This window comes from Exiguobacterium sp. s163 (assembly GCF_018617135.1).
In the GTDB taxonomy this organism is placed as follows: domain Bacteria; phylum Bacillota; class Bacilli; order Exiguobacteriales; family Exiguobacteriaceae; genus Exiguobacterium; species Exiguobacterium profundum.
In genome coordinates, this window is sequence record NZ_JACSJN010000001.1 from 569,865 (window position 1) to 585,780 (window position 15,916).

Sequence of the window (15,916 nt, forward strand, 5' to 3'; positions counted from 1 at the left end):
TCAGTATACAGCAACACAGGGTGTCGACGACGAAAAGGTCCGACAAATAGCGATCGTAGCCGTCCAAGCGGCACCGTGACTCTTGCAGGAAAGCAATCTCGCGGAGACCCCGCAAGCGCGTAAGCGCGAGGAGGCTTCGTGAATTGCCTGCAGAAAGCATCGGTGCCGCCAGGACGGGTTGAAAAACACCCATAAAAAAACAGGCCCGCCGATTGGCGAGCCTGAAACAATCAATCAATTATTTTTTAAGGTTGTAGAACGACTTGATACCGTCGTATTTCGCTACATCGCCGAGCATGTCTTCGATGCGGAGAAGTTGGTTGTATTTCGCGATACGGTCTGTACGTGAAAGTGAACCAGTTTTGATTTGTCCAGCGTTTGTCGCAACAGCGATGTCTGCGATTGTCGCGTCTTCTGTTTCACCAGAACGGTGTGAGACGACTGCTGTGTAACCAGCTTTTTTAGCCATTTCGATCGCGTCGAATGTTTCTGTGAGCGTACCGATTTGGTTAACTTTGATGAGGATCGAGTTTGCGATTCCTTTTTCGATACCTTCAGCAAGTTTAGATGTGTTCGTTACGAAGAGGTCATCCCCAACGAGTTGAACTTTGTGTCCGATTTTGTCTGTGAGAAGCTTGTGGCCATCCCAGTCGTTTTCGTCACAACCATCTTCGATTGAGAGGATTGGGTACTTGTCAACGAGCTCAGCGTAGAAGTCTACAAGCTCAGCAGTTGTGAGTGACTTGCCTTCGCCAGCGAGTTCGTATTTACCAGTTGATTTGTCGTAGAACTCAGAAGATGCAACGTCCATTGCGAGGTAGACGTCTTCACCTGGTTTGTAACCAGCTTTTTCGATCGCTTCAAGGATAACTGTGATCGCTTCTTCGTTAGACTTCAAGTTTGGTGCGAAACCACCTTCGTCACCGACAGCTGTGTTAAGACCCATACCAGAAAGAACTGATTTGAGGGCGTGGAATACTTCAGCACCCATGCGGAGCGCTTCACGGAATGTTGGCGCGCCGACAGGCATGATCATGAACTCTTGGAAGTCCACGTTGTTGTCCGCGTGCGAACCACCGTTGATGATGTTCATCATTGGTGTTGGAAGTGTCTTCGCGTTGAATCCACCAAGGTATGTGTAAAGTGGGAGACCGAGCTCATCTGCTGCTGCGTGAGCTGCTGCCATCGATACACCGAGGATTGCGTTTGCACCAAGTTTTGCTTTGTTTGGTGTACCGTCGAGTTCGATCATTTTCGCATCGATTGCGTTTTGGTCGAATACATCGTAGCCGATGAGTTCTGGTGCAATCGTGTCGTTCACGTTCGCAACTGCTTTCAAGACACCTTTACCGAGGTAACGTGACTTGTCGCCATCGCGAAGCTCAACTGCTTCGTGCTCACCTGTTGATGCGCCTGATGGGACGAGGGCACGGCCGAAACCGCCGTCTTCTGTGAAGACTTCTACTTCTACTGATGGGTTACCGCGTGAATCTAAAATCTCGCGTGCGTAAATTTCTGTAATCATTGACATGAAAAATCGCTCCTTTTCGTTTGAAAAATAGTTGTATTATTTTGTAACGATTGACGAACCAGTCATTTCAGCTGGTTGCTCTCCACCGAGAAGGTGAAGAAGCGTTGGGGCGAGGTCGCAAAGTGCGCCGTCGAGAACTGGTTTCAGTTCGACTCCCTCTTTTGTGACGATACATGGAACAGGTTCCGTCGTGTGCGCCGTCATCGGTGAGCCATCCGGGTTCGTGACGATGTCCGCGTTCCCGTGGTCCGCTGTGATGATGGCCGCGCCACCTTTAGCAAGTAATGCGTCCACTACTTTACCGAGGCATTCGTCGACCGCTTCGATCGCTTTCTTCGTCGGCTCAAGCTTCCCTGAGTGACCAACCATATCCGGGTTTGCGAAGTTGATGATGTATGCATCATACTCATCTGACTCGATACGCTCGAGCAAACCGTCTGTGAGCTCATATGCGCTCATTTCTGGTTGCAAGTCGTACGTCGCGACTTTCGGTGAAGGGACAAGGAGACGATCCTCACCTTCAAATGGTTGTTCTTTTTGTCCGTTCAAGAAGAACGTGACGTGTGGGTATTTCTCTGTTTCTGCAGCACGGAGTTGTTTGTACCCTTGTGCAGAGAGCGTTTCCCCGAGTGTGTTTTTCAAATCTTCCGGTGGGAAGACGATATCCGTGTCGACCTCATCCGAGAACTTCGTCATCGAGACGAGCAAGATGTTCTCTGGATGTTTGCTTGAGAGTTCGAAGCCTTTGAAGCCGACTTTCTCTTTGAACACTTTTGCGAGTTGGATCGCCCGGTCCGGACGGAAGTTGAAGAACATGATGGCATCATTGTCCTGGATTGTCGCGACCGGCTTTCCATCTTTTTCGATGACAGTTGGTAACACAAACTCATCCGTCAAATCGTTCTCGTAAGACTTCTTGAGAACTTCGACTGGGTCCGTGCCAACTTCGCCTTTACCGTTTACGAGGACGTCGTATACTTTCTCGACGCGTTCCCAACGGTTGTCGCGGTCCATGGCATAGTAGCGACCAGACACGCTAGCGACTTGACCGACACCGAGTTCAGCAAGCTTTTCTTCTGTTTCTTTGAGGAAACCAGCTCCTGATTTCGGATCACAGTCACGGCCGTCCGTGAACGCGTGAATGTACACTTTTTCGATGCCGTGGAGTTTTGCGAACTCAACGATGGCAAACATGTGATTGATGTGCGAGTGAATCCCGCCATCTGATACGAGACCCATGATATGGAGGCTCGAATCATGTTTCTTCACATGACCTGCCAAATGGTTCATCGCCTGACGGTCGAATAACGAACGGTCTTTGATTGCGTTGTTCACGCGTGAGAGTGACTGATAGACGACTCGGCCGGCACCGATGTTCAAGTGACCGACTTCCGAGTTCCCCATCTGTCCTTCCGGAAGACCGACGTACTCGCCTTTTGCGTTTAAGAGCGTATGTGGATACTGCTCCCAGTAGCGATCGAAGTTCGGTTTGTTCGCAGCCATGACTGCGTTTCCGAACGATTCGTCACGCATCCCGAAACCATCTAAAATGATGAGTGCGACTGGTCTAGCCATTTAAATCGCCTCCAACAATTTGAGGAACGAAGCGGCTTCAAGTGAAGCACCGCCGACGAGTGCGCCGTCGATATCTTCCTGTGCCATATACTCTTTGATGTTCTCTGGTTTTACAGATCCACCGTACTGGATGCGTACTGCAGCCGCTACGTCTTCACCGTAAAGACCTTTCACCACGTCGCGAACATATTTACAAGAGCTTTGTGCGTCTGCTTCGTCCGCTGATTTCCCTGTACCGATTGCCCAAACTGGCTCATACGCGATGACGAGTTGTTTGACTTGGTCAGCAGAAAGGTCAGCTAGACCGCCTTCAACTTGTGTTTTGATGACTTCTTCGAACTTGTCGCCTTCGCGCTCCTCGAGTGTTTCACCGACACAAACGATTGGCGTAAGACCGTGTTCGAACGCTTTTTTCGTTTTGCTGTTGATGAACGCATCCGACTCACCGAAGTACTCGCGACGTTCTGAGTGACCGAGGATGACGTAAGTCACACCGAGGTCAGCGACCATCACTGGGCTGATTTCGCCAGTGTAAGCACCGCTATCTTTGTCGTACATGTTTTGTGCACCGAGCTTCAAGTTTGACCCTTTAGCTGCTTCTACCATCGGTGCGAGGAAAAGTGCTGGAGCACCAATCGCTGCATCTACTTTGTCAGTAGATGGGATGTTGTTTTTCACTTCCTCAACGAAAGCAACAGCTTCCGAGAGTGTTTTGTTCATTTTCCAGTTACCTGCAATAATCGGTTTACGCATCGATAACCCTCCTCTAAATTACTTGTCGTTCAACGCCTCGACACCTGGAAGTTTTTTGCCTTCCATGAATTCGAGTGACGCGCCGCCACCAGTTGAAATGTGACTCATCTTGTCAGCAAGACCAAACTTGGCTGCCGCAGCTGCTGAGTCGCCACCACCGATGATTGAGTATGCATCGCTGTCCGCAAGCGCTTGAGCGACACCTTTCGTTCCGTTTGCGTATTTATCGAGTTCGAATACGCCCATCGGTCCGTTCCATACGACAAGTTTCGATTCGCGAATCGCGTCCGCGTAAAGTTCGACTGTCTTCGGTCCGATATCGAGACCCATGTGATCCGCTGGGATCGAGTCGATATCGACTGGGCCGACATACGTTTCTTCGCCAAATTCTTTCGTGATGACGCAGTCGACAGGCATCAAGAATTTTACGCCTTTGTCTTCTGCTTTCTTCATGAATTGACGAGCGAGGTCAAGCTTATCCTCTTCAAGGAGTGACGTTCCGACTTCGTGCCCGAGTGCTTTCGAGAACGTGTACGAGAGTCCGCCACCGATGATGAGTGTGTCAACGATGTCAAGAAGGTGGTCGATGACCCCAATCTTATCCGCTACTTTCGACCCGCCGATAATCGCCGTGAACGGACGGTCTGGGTTTGAAAGAGCTTTACCGAGAACTTCAAGTTCTTTTTCCATCAAGAGACCAGCAACGGCTGTGTCCACGTGGTGCGCAATCCCTTCAGTTGAAGCGTGTGCACGGTGAGCCGCGCCGAACGCGTCATTGACGTATACGTCAGCAAGTGCTGCGAATCCTTTTGCAAGTTCAGGGTCGTTTTTCGTTTCACCTGGGTAGAAACGAACGTTCTCTAAAACGACGACATCGCCTTCAGAGAGGTTAGCGACCGCTTCTTCTGCGACCGGACCGTATGCTTCTTCGACGAGCGGTACATCTTTTCCGAGGAGTTCAGCGAGACGCTTCGCTACTGGAGCAAGTGAGAACTCAGGGTTCTTCTCGCCTTTTGGACGGCCGAGGTGGCTCGCAAGGACGAGTTTCGCACCACCGTCAAGCAAGTGCTTGATCGTTGGAAGTGCGGCTTGGATCCGAGTTTCGTCTTGGATGACGCCATCTTTGAGTGGAACGTTGAAGTCAACGCGGCAAAAGACGCGTTTCCCTTTTACATCGATGTCACGAATAGACTGTTTGTTCATAACTTTCGCCTCCATATGTCGTGCGTGTCATTTCATAAATAGAGCGGAGAACAATCTCTTGTTTCCGCTCCTATTTGATTCTATTTAGTTCACGAAATTACTTCGCGATGTTAGCGAAGTGCTTAACTGTGCGAACCAATTGTGCAGTGTAAGACATTTCGTTGTCGTACCAAGAAACTGTTTTAACGAGTTGCTTGTCGCCAACTGTCATGACTTTTGTTTGAGTCGCGTCGAAGAGTGAACCGTATGTGATTCCAACGATGTCAGAAGAAACGATTTCGTCTTCAGTGTAACCAAATGACTCGTTCGCTGCTGCTTTCATTGCTGCGTTTACTTCGTCAACAGATACTTGCTTGTCGAGTACAGTTACGAGCTCAGTGAGTGAACCTGTAGCAACTGGTACACGTTGTGCAGCACCGTCAAGTTTTCCTTGAAGTTCAGGGATTACGAGACCGATTGCTTTCGCAGCACCTGTTGTGTTAGGAACGATGTTCGCTGCAGCTGCACGCGCACGACGGAAGTCACCTTTCGGGTGTGGAGCGTCAAGCGTGTTTTGGTCGCCAGTGTAAGCGTGGATTGTCGTCATGAGACCTTCAACGATTCCGAACTGGTCTTGAAGTACTTTAGCCATTGGCGCCAAGCAGTTTGTTGTACAAGAAGCACCTGAGATAACTGTTTCAGTACCATCGAGGATGTCGTGGTTTGTGTTGTAAACAACAGTCTTCATGTCACCTGTAGCAGGAGCCGAGATCACAACTTTCTTCGCGCCAGCTTTCAAGTGAAGCTCAGCTTTTTCTTTTGAAGTGAAGAATCCAGTACATTCGAGTACGATGTCTACACCGAGGTCTCCCCATGGAAGTTCTTCAGGGTTACGGTTAGCAAGCGTGATCACTTTCTCTCCGTTTACGAGGAAGTGATCGTCGTGTACTTCAACTTCTCCGTCGAAACGACCTTGAGTCGTGTCATACTTGAGAAGGTGCGCAAGCATCTTCGTGTCTGTCAAGTCGTTGATTGCAACAACTTCGATTCCTTCGTTTTTGATGATCTCGCGGAATGCTAAACGACCGATACGTCCAAATCCGTTAATACCAACTTTTACTGCCATGTTAATTTCCTCCTTAGGGTAGAAGCTATTTATTGAAGAGCCAACGGGGGGTCAACTCTTTAATAACAAGTTAATAATTCTTTCGCCGCACCTTCGTCTGTGACGAGGATGATGTTCGACGTGTGTTTCGCATAAGCAGCGATCGCCTGTGCCTTCGATTTTCCTCCGGCAACCGCGATGACGGTATCCATGTCATCCAGCTCTTCGAGTTGGATCCCGACCGTCTTGACGCGATGAACGATCTCACCTTCAGCATTGAAATAATATCCGAATGCCTCGGCGACGGCGTCATGCCGTTCAATCATCCGCAAATGCTCCGGTGATGCGTGACGGCGCTTTGCCATCGTTTCTGCCTCACCAATTCCATGTACCACAATTCGCGCCGCTCTAATCATTTCCAGCACATTTTTGATGCTAGGTTCCTCCACCATCCGGTCGAATGTTTCTTGTGATACTTCATCCGGAATATGTAGAAGATGATAGTCTGCGTGGGCCCGGTCCGCCATGCGTGAACAGACAGTGTTCGCCTGAAGTTCAAGCGTCTCTCCAAGACCTCCACGTGCGGGCACGAAATGCATCGGGCGTTCTTTTTTATCGGGCGACATCATCGCCGCGACCGATGCCATCGTCGTTCCTCCCGTTACCGCAATCACATTATCATCCGGTGCGAGCCGCGCTTTTAGTTGCGTGACCGCCGCCCGTCCGATATCGCGTTGAACCCAGAATGTCTCATCCGAGTCACCCGGTACGATGACGACTTGGCGAACCCCTAATTTCTCTTCGAGCTCTCTTGCCACTTCTGAGATTCCGAGAAGTTCTCCCATGATCTCGTGCAAGTCTCGTAAGACGTTTCGTCCCGTCTCACTGAGGGAAATTCCTTGAGTAGCGACGTAAAGAAGACCTTGGTCTTTCAAAAAGTCGACTTCTCGTCTGAGTACCCGTTCGGTCAGTCCCAAGCTCGTCGCGAGTGTCCTGCGGCCAATCGGCTGCATCAAGCGGACATAATGTAAGATATCGTAACGATGTCGGAGCGTATCGAGCAGGTCAGGGACAATTTGCTTCTGAACGTGAATCAGTTGCTGGATCATGCTCATACCCCCTCGACTTTCAGTGTGGACAACTTTTGTCCCACTTTTTTATTTGCGTCCCACCGCTACGAGTTCATCTTATCAATCACTTTTCCGTCTGGCAACCCCTTCAAACGTTTTTTTTCGATGTAAGCGCATACTTAACAAAATCTTCAACTTTGTTGTCATCATATCGCCCTTGACTGATGACCGCACCTTCATGTATGAGAACGGGGATTTCAAAGAGGTACTTCGCCTCGAGCACCTCATCCCCCGTGATGTCGACCTGTTCGAGTTCGATCGGATAATCTTCCTGTAACCATTCGAGCATGACGACCGCCTCGTCACATAGTGAACAATTGTCGCGTTTATATAATGTTAATTTCATTTTCGTCATCCCTTCCATACCTGTCGCTCGCGCTCGCGTGAATTGCCGAATCCAAGCTCTTCCCGATAGTTCGTCACCGTCCGCCGGGTCACTTGATAACCGTATCGAATCAATTCATTCGCAAGCGCCTGATCACTTTGTGGTGCCGTTTCCCGTTGAATCAATTCGGCAAGGGTTCGTTTAATCATAAACGGCGAATGCCCACGACTTGTCGACCGGACAAAAAAGTGTCGCCACTCCATGATGCCACTCTCTGTCTTAGCGAACTTCCCTTGGATGGCTCGGCCAACCGTCGATTCATGTTTTCCGATGAGCTGCGCGACCGTCCGCCGGGTCAACGGATGGAGAACGAGTTCCCCTTGGAGCCACTCGGTCTGACGTGCTTCAATGATTGACCAGATCTCACGCAGCGTCTCGTTCCGCATCGAGAGGGACGTCATCCACCATTTCGCCTCGCGGTCATTCCCGACACGCGTTTCGTCGAGTTCCGGACTGAGCCACGTCGTGACGAGTGTCCCCTCTTCATAGCGTACTTCGAGTTCCGGAAAAACATGACCCGTTTCTTCATATAATAGAGGACGTTTCGGAAGTGTCGCGACGATTCGTTCAAGACTTGCCAATTCCTCATCTGAAATAGCGAGAGCAGTCGTCATCTGTTGAGGACTCATCCCACTCTCGATCGCTTCGAATACATCGATGACGCGAGGGTCCTCATGTTCGATCGCATGTCGATATTGACACTCCCGTTCCGTTCTCGCCCCGATCCCCGTCGGTTCAAGAAATAAAAGCGCCTGCCTCGCCTGTTCGATTTGAGTGACGTCGACACCGAGTCGCTCCGCCAACACCTCATTCGCATCCGGCAATAACCCCCGATGGTCGAGCAAGAGGACGAGTTGTCGTCGCAACGCTTTCTCAGACTCACTGCCGCTCCCCTCATGAATCTGTGTGAACAGCTTCTCTTCAAACGAGCTTGCCGCATCTGCAATCCAATCGACGTCCCCGCTCCCGATGTGAATGTTCGGGTTATGCCGTGCAAGACGCGCCAACCGGAATACGAGCGCGAGACGATCCGCTTCAAGGACCGGTAACCGCTGCACGAGGTCTTGCGTCATCTGTTGTTGCTGAATTTGTTTTTGCTCCTGCCGTTGCATCGTTCTCCCCCCCTCTTTTCTATTGTAGCGAACCCGCTTCCGTCGCGCTCAAAAAAGCTATGCGAACAGGATTGCTTTTTTAATAAAACAAATGTATAATAAATTCGTGTCACAGATATGCACCCGTAGCTCAGGGGATAGAGCACTGGTTTCCGGTGCCAGGTGTCGGGAGTTCGAATCTCTCCGGGTGTATCAGATGTAGAGGTCAGGCAGATTGCCTGGCCTCTTTTTCGTTTCACGACGAGAAAATCGTGGAATAGGTGAAAAACGATGACTATCGTTTGACCATCATTGACTATACAGGTATGATGAAATTACAACCTACATAAAGGAGGCAGATTCAATGTTAATTCCAACAGTTATCGAACAGACAGGCCGTGGGGAGCGCGCGTACGACATCTACTCACGCTTGCTTAAAGACCGCATCATCCTTCTCGGAAGTGCGATTGACGACAACGTCGCGAACTCCATCGTCGCACAGCTCCTCTTCCTCGCAGCTGAGGACCCAGAAAAGGACATCTCACTCTACATCAACAGCCCAGGTGGTTCGATCACAGCGGGTATGGCGATTTATGACACGATGAACTTCATCAAGCCGAACGTGTCGACGATTTGTATCGGAATGGCTGCATCGATGGGTGCCTTCTTGCTCCAAGCCGGTGAAAAAGGAAAACGCTTCGCATTACCGAACGCAGAAATCATGATTCACCAACCGCTCGGCGGCACACAAGGCCAAGCGTCAGACATCAAGATTCACGCAGAACGCATCATCAAGATGCGCGAGAAGTTGAACCAAATCATGGCAGAAAACACTGGACAGCCTCTTGAAGTCATCGAGCGCGATACAGAGCGTGACTACTTCATGGCAGCTGACCAAGCGAAAGACTACGGTCTCATCGACAAAGTCATGACACGTTAATCACACAAAAGACGTTTCCCGTTTGAGCGGGAAACGTCTTTTTCATTCAATCGGCATCCAAATCTCAATGATGTCGTCCGCTTCCCCTTGCCCGTGAATATAGCGCTCGAAGTCGACCGCGTCTCGTAGCGTCACGTCTGGAACGTTTACTAGCTGCTCATACGTCGACGGAATCATCGGGATGCCTCCCTCCACCGTCGCGACGATATAGTTCCCTTCCGTCAGTTCGACACGACGCGCATCTTCTCCCGACACCGGGTTCGTCATGCCCGCGACATAACCGTTCTCCTGCGGGAGACAGACTCCGTACGACTCGTCCGTCGTCAGTTCCGGTTGAAGCTTGGCCCACATATGCGGAATCTCCTCTAACGTACCACCATATCCATAGACGGAAATGGCTTCATTCAATGTCTCATATCGAATCTTCATGTCGTTCCCTCCTGCTTGCATCAATCGAATCTGCCTCTCGATTCGATGAAGTCGTTCGATTTCTACTTGAACTTCATCCAATCGTGTTTCTAACAATGTATCAACCGGTAGACCCGATTGAATTTGTTCGAGACGAAGTCCGATTTGACGTAATCGTTTGATTTCACTCAACCGTCGAATCTCTTCCATCCCGTACATTCGATACTGATTCTCGGTCCGCGTCGGGCGGACCAATCCGCGCGCTTCATAAAATTTGATCGCCTTGACCGACAATCCGGTCACATGCGCGACTCTTCCGATTGGTATCACCGTTTCCCCACCTCCTACTTTCACTGTATAGCCATCCCTTAGAGGCAGGTCAACCATTAGTTTTCAGGAACCCGGACACCGAAGACGTATCGGCTATCTCCTTGCGACCACTCTCCGCCGACTTCATAGAGATAGATGCCCGGCTTGTCCGGAACGACGAGTTCAGAAGGAACGAGTTCCCCATCCTCGATTCGATTGAAACTCGACGTCATCGGTTCTGCATGATAGACGACATCGATTTGGTCGCCCGGTTTGACGGTGATCAGTTGAAGGTCGTCCGCTTCTGGTAGTCCGTAATCGGCGCACGTCGCTTGATTGCCGGATTCCCAACAGTACGTCGATTGTTCCACTTCCGCAGACACCGAGCCGACACGAACCGTCGGGAGCGGCGGTTTGACACCGTCCTCTCCATCTCCAAATAAGGTCATAGCGAAATAAACGATACCCGCCCCTACAAGTATAAATAGTAAGATCATCCACACACTCCGATTTCGTTTCACGGTCTCATCCCCTTTCTTCACTAGTTCCCTGTCACGAGATAAAATCCCTACTCCAACAAAAAAAGACCCACGTTCGTGAGTCTTGTGCGTCATTTCGGGCGACGCAGTCCTTTCATCATATAACCGCCTTTGAAGTCGATCGGGTCAAATGCGACGAGGAACGCTTTCGGTTCATGTTTCTCGACGAGTTCACGCAATTCTTTCATCCGGGTGCGGGCCGCCAATACGTCAAGACGGTAACGGACCCCGTCACGTCCTTGCCCTTGATAATGCGTGACCCCATATCCGTTGTCACGCATCTGTTGGATGAGCTCCGCCGGATATTCTTTCGTATGGACTTGGATCATGTTGTAACCGATGGCGAGTTTCCGTTCGACGAAACCGCCAAGTAAGATCCCGAGCCCGAAACCGACCGCATACACGATCATCCCGACCGTCGTCAGATCCTGGAACACGATGCCGAGCGCGAAGATATAGATGAGCGTCTCTAGCGTTCCGAATAGACCGGCGATGACGGTCTTCCCTTTCACGAGCATGATCGTCCGGAGCGTCAACACCGGAACGTAGATTAGTTGTAGCAGTAGGATGAGTAAGATTTGACCCATTTGATCGACCTCCGTTCCAATTCATTATCACCACTATTCCAAATTTCTTAGAGAGATGCAACTAAAAAAGGCTGACCGCAGTCAACCTTTTACTTAGTTATCTAGATTCTTTACGCTCGTGAGCAACTCGTAGTCTTTACGAATGACTTCGTAGATTGCGTTCTTGTCCCCGTTCAACAACTCTTCTGCACGAAGCTGGTTCAAGAAGAGGCTTGTGGCAAACGTGACGAGTGCACTTTTCGGAATCCCGATTTCTTTGGCACGCTCTGTGATGACCTGGTCGAGCTTAGCGTCGATCGTGAGCGATAATCTTTTCTTTTCATTCGACATAATGATGAAGCTCCTTTAATTCGCTATTCATAAAACCTATACACAATTGCTTATTATATAGGAAGAATGGTTTTGGTGCAACCGCATCACGAGGATGCGATTTCGTCCCCGCTACGTACGCGCTCGGCAATCTGGTCAATTTTACGAAGTCTATGGTTGATTCCTGACTTCGAAATCGGACCGGACTCGAGCATTTCCCCGAGTTCCTGTAACGAAACGTCCTGGTGTGTGACACGCAGTTCAGCAATCTCCCGCAATTTTTTCGGTAAGACGTCGAGCCCGACCGTCCGCTCCAAGAACTTGATGTTCTCGACTTGACGCAATGCTGCACCGACCGTCTTGTTCAAGTTGGCCGTCTCACAGTTGACGAGACGGTTGACGGAGTTCCGCATATCTTTGATGATTCGTGCGTCTTCAAACTCCAACATGCCTCGGGTCGCCCCGATCAGCTTGAGGAAATCTGAAATTTTCTCGCTCTCTTTCATGTACAAGATATGCCCTTTTTTCCGTTCGAGCGTCTTCGCGTTCAACTCGAATCGGTTCGCCAAATCACGTAGCGCCTGGTTATGGTTTTCGTACAAGCTATAGATTTCGAGGTGGTACGACGACGTTTTCGGATGGTTGATCGACCCGCCGGCGAGGAACGCACCACGTAAGTAAGCGCGTGCTAAGTTCTCGTCCCCCGTCATATCCGAGTTCAGTGTCCGGATCATCTCGTAATTCTCTCCGAGGATCTCAAGGTCCCGAAGCATCGTCTCCGCATGCTGTGACACGCGGACGATGTAGACGTTGTTCTTTTTCAAACGCATTTTCTTCCGTACGAACAAGTCTAACGGATGGTCGTAAAGACGTTTCATCAACGAGTAAATCCGACGGGCGATCGAGGCGTTCTCCGTCGAGACGTCTAAGGTCATGCCTCGTCCTAGGGCGAGCGAGATGACCCCGTTCATCCGAACGAGTGCCGACAGTTCCGCCTTCGCTTCCGCGTCAGTCACTTCAAGTTGTGTCAATTCCTTCTTCACATCTGATGCAAAGCTCATCGAGTCCCCCTCCTTTCTGTCTTTCCAACAATCTTTATTTCAGTTCCAATTCTTGAAACGAACGTGGCTTCTTGATTCGGAGCACCCGCTGCATGACGAGTCCGGCGATGGCGTCGGAATCATGACGGATATACTCCCGGTTATAATCGACGATGTCCCCAGCGAGAACGTTCGTCCCATAGTTTCGGAGTTTCTTCCGATCGAAGCGGACCTCTTCCGACCCGTCCTCACGATAACGCTCCAAATACTCTTCTTCAATCGGCTCGTTGTTGACGACAATCGTGTCGATCGATGCCTTCCCAAGGTACGACTCGATGACTTTTAAATGTTTCATCGCGTCATAGCCTTTCGTCTCACCTGGTTGCGTCATGACGTTACAAATATAGACGACCGGGACTTTCGAGCGGATGATGGCTTCCCGCACCGCCGAGATGAGAAGGTTTGGAATGATACTTGTATACAGGCTTCCTGGACCGAGCACGATGACGTCCGCCGATTCAATCGCCTCGACGACGCCCGGGGCCGGTTCAATGCCTTCCTCGAGTAAAAACATACGCTTGATCGGTTGCTCATGTAGCGGAATCTTGGACTCCCCTTTGACGATGGTGCCGTCCTCGAACTCGGCGGCGAGGGTCATGAGCGTCTCTGTCACTGGCAACACTTTCCCTTGTGCGTTCAAGAGTTGCGACATGACATCGATCGCTTTGACGAACGAACCCTCACAGATGTGAGTCGCTGCCGTGAGCATCAAATTTCCAAGGGAATGCCCTTCTAATCCATATCCCGTATCGAAACGGTATTGCAAAATCTTATCCATTAACGGCTCAACTTCCGACAACGCCAAAATGACGTTACGGATGTCGCCAGGAGGCAACATATGAAACTCGTCACGAAGACGTCCCGAGCTTCCGCCGTCGTCCCCGACGGTGACGATTGCCGTGATGTCGAGCGGATAATGTTTCAACCCACGAACGAGAGTGGACAACCCTGTCCCTCCGCCGATGGCGACTACTTTCCGGTCTCGTCTCATGTCACTTCTCCTTCGTCGCGTGAACGAGGTCGCGGTGGACCGTCTTCACGTTATAGCGATCAGCAAAGTGCTCCGACACTTTCTCAGCGAAGGTGATCGACCGGTGTTTCCCGCCGGTACAGCCGAACGCCACGACGATTTGCGTCTTCCCTTCCCGTTTATACTGCGGAAGGAGGAACTCGAGCATGTCGATCAACTTCTTATAGAACGCTCGCGCTTCCGGGTGCGACATGACGTACTCTTGTACTTCTGTCGTCTGACCCGTGAGCGGACGGAGCTCAGGGATATAGAATGGGTTCGTGATGAAACGGACGTCGAACAATAAGTCGATATCGAGCGGCACTCCGTGTTTGAAACCGAACGACATGAAGTTGACTGTGAACGGGATCCGTTCTTCGTTGAACTGTTGGAGGATGCGGTCCTTCAACATCTGTGGCTTCAAGTCGCTCGTATCATACAACGTGTGGGCCCGGTCACGGAATCCTTCTAACAGTTCGCGCTCCATCTTGATGCCGACGAGTGGCGCATCTTCCGGTGCGAGCGGATGGGACCGTCGCGTCTCCTTATAACGGCGAACGAGCACGTCGTCCCGCGTCTCTAAATACAACAGGTGCGGATGCACGTTCTTCTTTTCCAAATCGTCGATGACGATGAACAAGCTATCGATAAAGTCTCGTGTCCGTGTATCGATGGCGACCGCGATTTTCGGTCGGACCGAGCTGATGACATCAATCAATTGTGGTAAGAGTACCGGTGGCAAATTGTCGACGCAGAAATAGCCGAGGTCCTCGAAACTATTCATGGCGACCGACTTCCCAGCCCCGCTCATCCCACTGATGATGATCAATTCTTCTAATCCTTTAAAGTCTTCCATCTCGCTGACGCCCCCTTAAAATTGACAACCGAGCCGTGTGTGTAGCTCTCTTCATCTAGTATAACGAACGTCCGAAAAAAAGAGAAGGACCGCGGTCCCCCGCAGTCCTACCTTCTTGAATCATGCGTTTTGTTCTTGCAACGATTCGAGGAGTCCCTCGATGAAGTGTTGAGCATTCTGAGCGGCAATCGATCCGTCGTTCGTCGCTGTGACGACTTGACGAAGCGTTTTCTCGCGAACGTCGCCGGCAGCGAAAATCCCTGGGATGTTCGTTTCCATCGCCTCGTTCGTGACGATGTATCCTTGCTCGTTCGTGATGCCGAGGTCTTGGACGAACCCGGTGATCGGGTTCATGCCGATATAGATGAAGACGCCGTCGATCTCGTGGTCTGTCTCAGTCCCGTCAATTGTGCTGACAAGACGAGCCCCACCGACTTTCCCGTCTTTCTCTGTGATTTCTTTCAACGTGTGGTTCCAAATGAAATCGATCTTCTCATTGTCGAACGCACGTTTTTGAAGAATCTTCTGAGCGCGAAGCTCATCGCGACGGTGAACGATCGTCACCTTGTTCGCAAAGCGTGTCAAGAAGACACCTTCTTCAACAGCCGAGTCGCCACCGCCGATGACGAACAAATCTTTCCCTTTGAAGAACGCTCCGTCACATACCGCACAATACGATACGCCACGGCCACCGAGTTCTTCTTCTCCCGGTACGCCGATTTTCTTATACTGAGCACCAGAGGCGAGGATGATTGCACGTGCTTTATAGTCACGGTTGTGCGCATGGACGATTTTATATTGTGTTTCATCCGAGATGCTTTGCACGTCCCCATATGCATACTCCGCACCGAACGCTTTCGAATGGTCGAACATTTTTTGAGACAAGTCAGGACCAAGGATGCTGTCATAGCCCGGATAGTTCTCAATGTCTTCCGTGTTTGCCATCTGACCACCTGGAATCCCGCGTTCAATCATAAGTGTTGAAAGGTTCGCTCGTGAAGCATATAGCGCAGCGGTCATTCCGGCAGGACCGGCACCGATGATAATGACGTCATAAATTTTTTCTTCTGTCATGTTGATTCCACCTCTGCAAGAAATTGATTGCCT

At 50.5% G+C, this 15,916-nt stretch carries 17 protein-coding genes and 1 tRNA gene; 2 read left to right on the top strand and 16 right to left on the bottom strand.

The window, feature by feature from the left end; translation table 11 throughout:
- Positions 1–238: 238 nt before the first annotated feature.
- The 8 genes from eno to KNO71_RS03055 all read right to left on the bottom strand — a co-directional run bounded on the left by eno (position 239) and on the right by KNO71_RS03055 (position 8,773).
- Positions 239–1,531 carry a phosphopyruvate hydratase gene (gene eno / locus KNO71_RS03020; RefSeq protein ID WP_012726908.1) on the bottom strand — a complete coding sequence of 431 codons (1,293 nt, stop codon included), beginning with the start codon at positions 1,529–1,531 and terminating at the stop codon, positions 239–241.
- Between the two features lie 36 nt (positions 1,532–1,567).
- On the bottom strand, positions 1,568–3,106 hold the full coding sequence (gene gpmI, locus KNO71_RS03025; RefSeq protein WP_012726909.1) for a 2,3-bisphosphoglycerate-independent phosphoglycerate mutase: 1,539 nt from the start codon (positions 3,104–3,106) through the stop codon (positions 1,568–1,570).
- A complete protein-coding gene (gene tpiA, locus KNO71_RS03030) occupies positions 3,107–3,859 on the bottom strand; it encodes a triose-phosphate isomerase (protein WP_078147302.1) in 753 nt (250 codons plus the stop codon).
- A gap of 18 nt (positions 3,860–3,877) precedes the next feature.
- A complete protein-coding gene (locus KNO71_RS03035) occupies positions 3,878–5,062 on the bottom strand; it encodes a phosphoglycerate kinase (protein ID WP_074036297.1) in 1,185 nt (394 codons plus the stop codon).
- A 97-nt stretch (positions 5,063–5,159) separates the two neighbouring features.
- Complete coding sequence (gene gap, locus KNO71_RS03040; RefSeq protein ID WP_012726912.1) at positions 5,160–6,167, bottom strand: type I glyceraldehyde-3-phosphate dehydrogenase; 1,008 nt, start codon at positions 6,165–6,167, stop codon at positions 5,160–5,162.
- 59 nt (positions 6,168–6,226) lie between these two features.
- Positions 6,227–7,255 (bottom strand): sugar-binding transcriptional regulator, encoded by a 1,029-nt coding sequence (locus tag KNO71_RS03045; RefSeq protein ID WP_012726913.1) that lies wholly within the window; start codon positions 7,253–7,255, stop codon positions 6,227–6,229.
- 109 nt (positions 7,256–7,364) lie between these two features.
- Positions 7,365–7,622: a glutaredoxin family protein gene (locus KNO71_RS03050; RefSeq protein ID WP_251025518.1), complete on the bottom strand. Its 258-nt coding sequence runs from the start codon at positions 7,620–7,622 to the stop codon at positions 7,365–7,367.
- Positions 7,623–7,627: 5 nt separating this feature from the next.
- A complete protein-coding gene (locus tag KNO71_RS03055) occupies positions 7,628–8,773 on the bottom strand; it encodes an RNA polymerase factor sigma-54 (protein WP_214687180.1) in 1,146 nt (381 codons plus the stop codon).
- Positions 8,774–8,892: 119 nt separating this feature from the next.
- On the opposite strand from KNO71_RS03055, the gene KNO71_RS03060 reads away from it, so the two are divergent.
- Both KNO71_RS03060 and clpP read left to right on the top strand, forming a co-directional pair.
- A tRNA-Arg gene (locus KNO71_RS03060) sits at positions 8,893–8,965 on the top strand.
- Between the two features lie 151 nt (positions 8,966–9,116).
- A complete protein-coding gene (clpP, locus tag KNO71_RS03065) occupies positions 9,117–9,692 on the top strand; it encodes an ATP-dependent Clp endopeptidase proteolytic subunit ClpP (protein WP_012726916.1) in 576 nt (191 codons plus the stop codon).
- A gap of 42 nt (positions 9,693–9,734) precedes the next feature.
- On the opposite strand, the gene KNO71_RS03070 is transcribed toward clpP, so the two are convergent.
- The 8 genes from KNO71_RS03070 to trxB all read right to left on the bottom strand — a co-directional run bounded on the left by KNO71_RS03070 (position 9,735) and on the right by trxB (position 15,883).
- Positions 9,735–10,430, bottom strand: a complete 696-nt coding sequence (locus KNO71_RS03070) for a MerR family transcriptional regulator (RefSeq protein ID WP_214687182.1) — start codon at positions 10,428–10,430, stop codon at positions 9,735–9,737.
- Between the two features lie 56 nt (positions 10,431–10,486).
- Positions 10,487–10,930, bottom strand: a complete 444-nt coding sequence (locus KNO71_RS03075) for a hypothetical protein (protein WP_353047640.1) — start codon at positions 10,928–10,930, stop codon at positions 10,487–10,489.
- Between the two features lie 89 nt (positions 10,931–11,019).
- The gene (locus KNO71_RS03080) at positions 11,020–11,535 is read right to left on the bottom strand and encodes a DUF2179 domain-containing protein (RefSeq protein ID WP_012726919.1); all 516 of its coding nucleotides are present in this window, start codon (positions 11,533–11,535) and stop codon (positions 11,020–11,022) included.
- Between the two features lie 93 nt (positions 11,536–11,628).
- Positions 11,629–11,865 (bottom strand): hypothetical protein, encoded by a 237-nt coding sequence (locus tag KNO71_RS03085; RefSeq protein WP_012726920.1) that lies wholly within the window; start codon positions 11,863–11,865, stop codon positions 11,629–11,631.
- Between the two features lie 86 nt (positions 11,866–11,951).
- The gene (gene whiA / locus KNO71_RS03090) at positions 11,952–12,905 is read right to left on the bottom strand and encodes a DNA-binding protein WhiA (protein ID WP_012726921.1); all 954 of its coding nucleotides are present in this window, start codon (positions 12,903–12,905) and stop codon (positions 11,952–11,954) included.
- Positions 12,906–12,939: 34 nt separating this feature from the next.
- On the bottom strand, positions 12,940–13,935 hold the full coding sequence (locus tag KNO71_RS03095) for a gluconeogenesis factor YvcK family protein (protein ID WP_078147307.1): 996 nt from the start codon (positions 13,933–13,935) through the stop codon (positions 12,940–12,942).
- A 1-nt stretch (position 13,936) separates the two neighbouring features.
- Entirely contained in the window at positions 13,937–14,809 is an 873-nt protein-coding gene (rapZ, locus tag KNO71_RS03100) for an RNase adapter RapZ (RefSeq protein WP_078147308.1), read from the bottom strand.
- A gap of 120 nt (positions 14,810–14,929) precedes the next feature.
- Positions 14,930–15,883 carry a thioredoxin-disulfide reductase gene (trxB, locus tag KNO71_RS03105; RefSeq protein ID WP_078147309.1) on the bottom strand — a complete coding sequence of 318 codons (954 nt, stop codon included), beginning with the start codon at positions 15,881–15,883 and terminating at the stop codon, positions 14,930–14,932.
- Between the last annotated feature and the right edge of the window lie 33 nt (positions 15,884–15,916).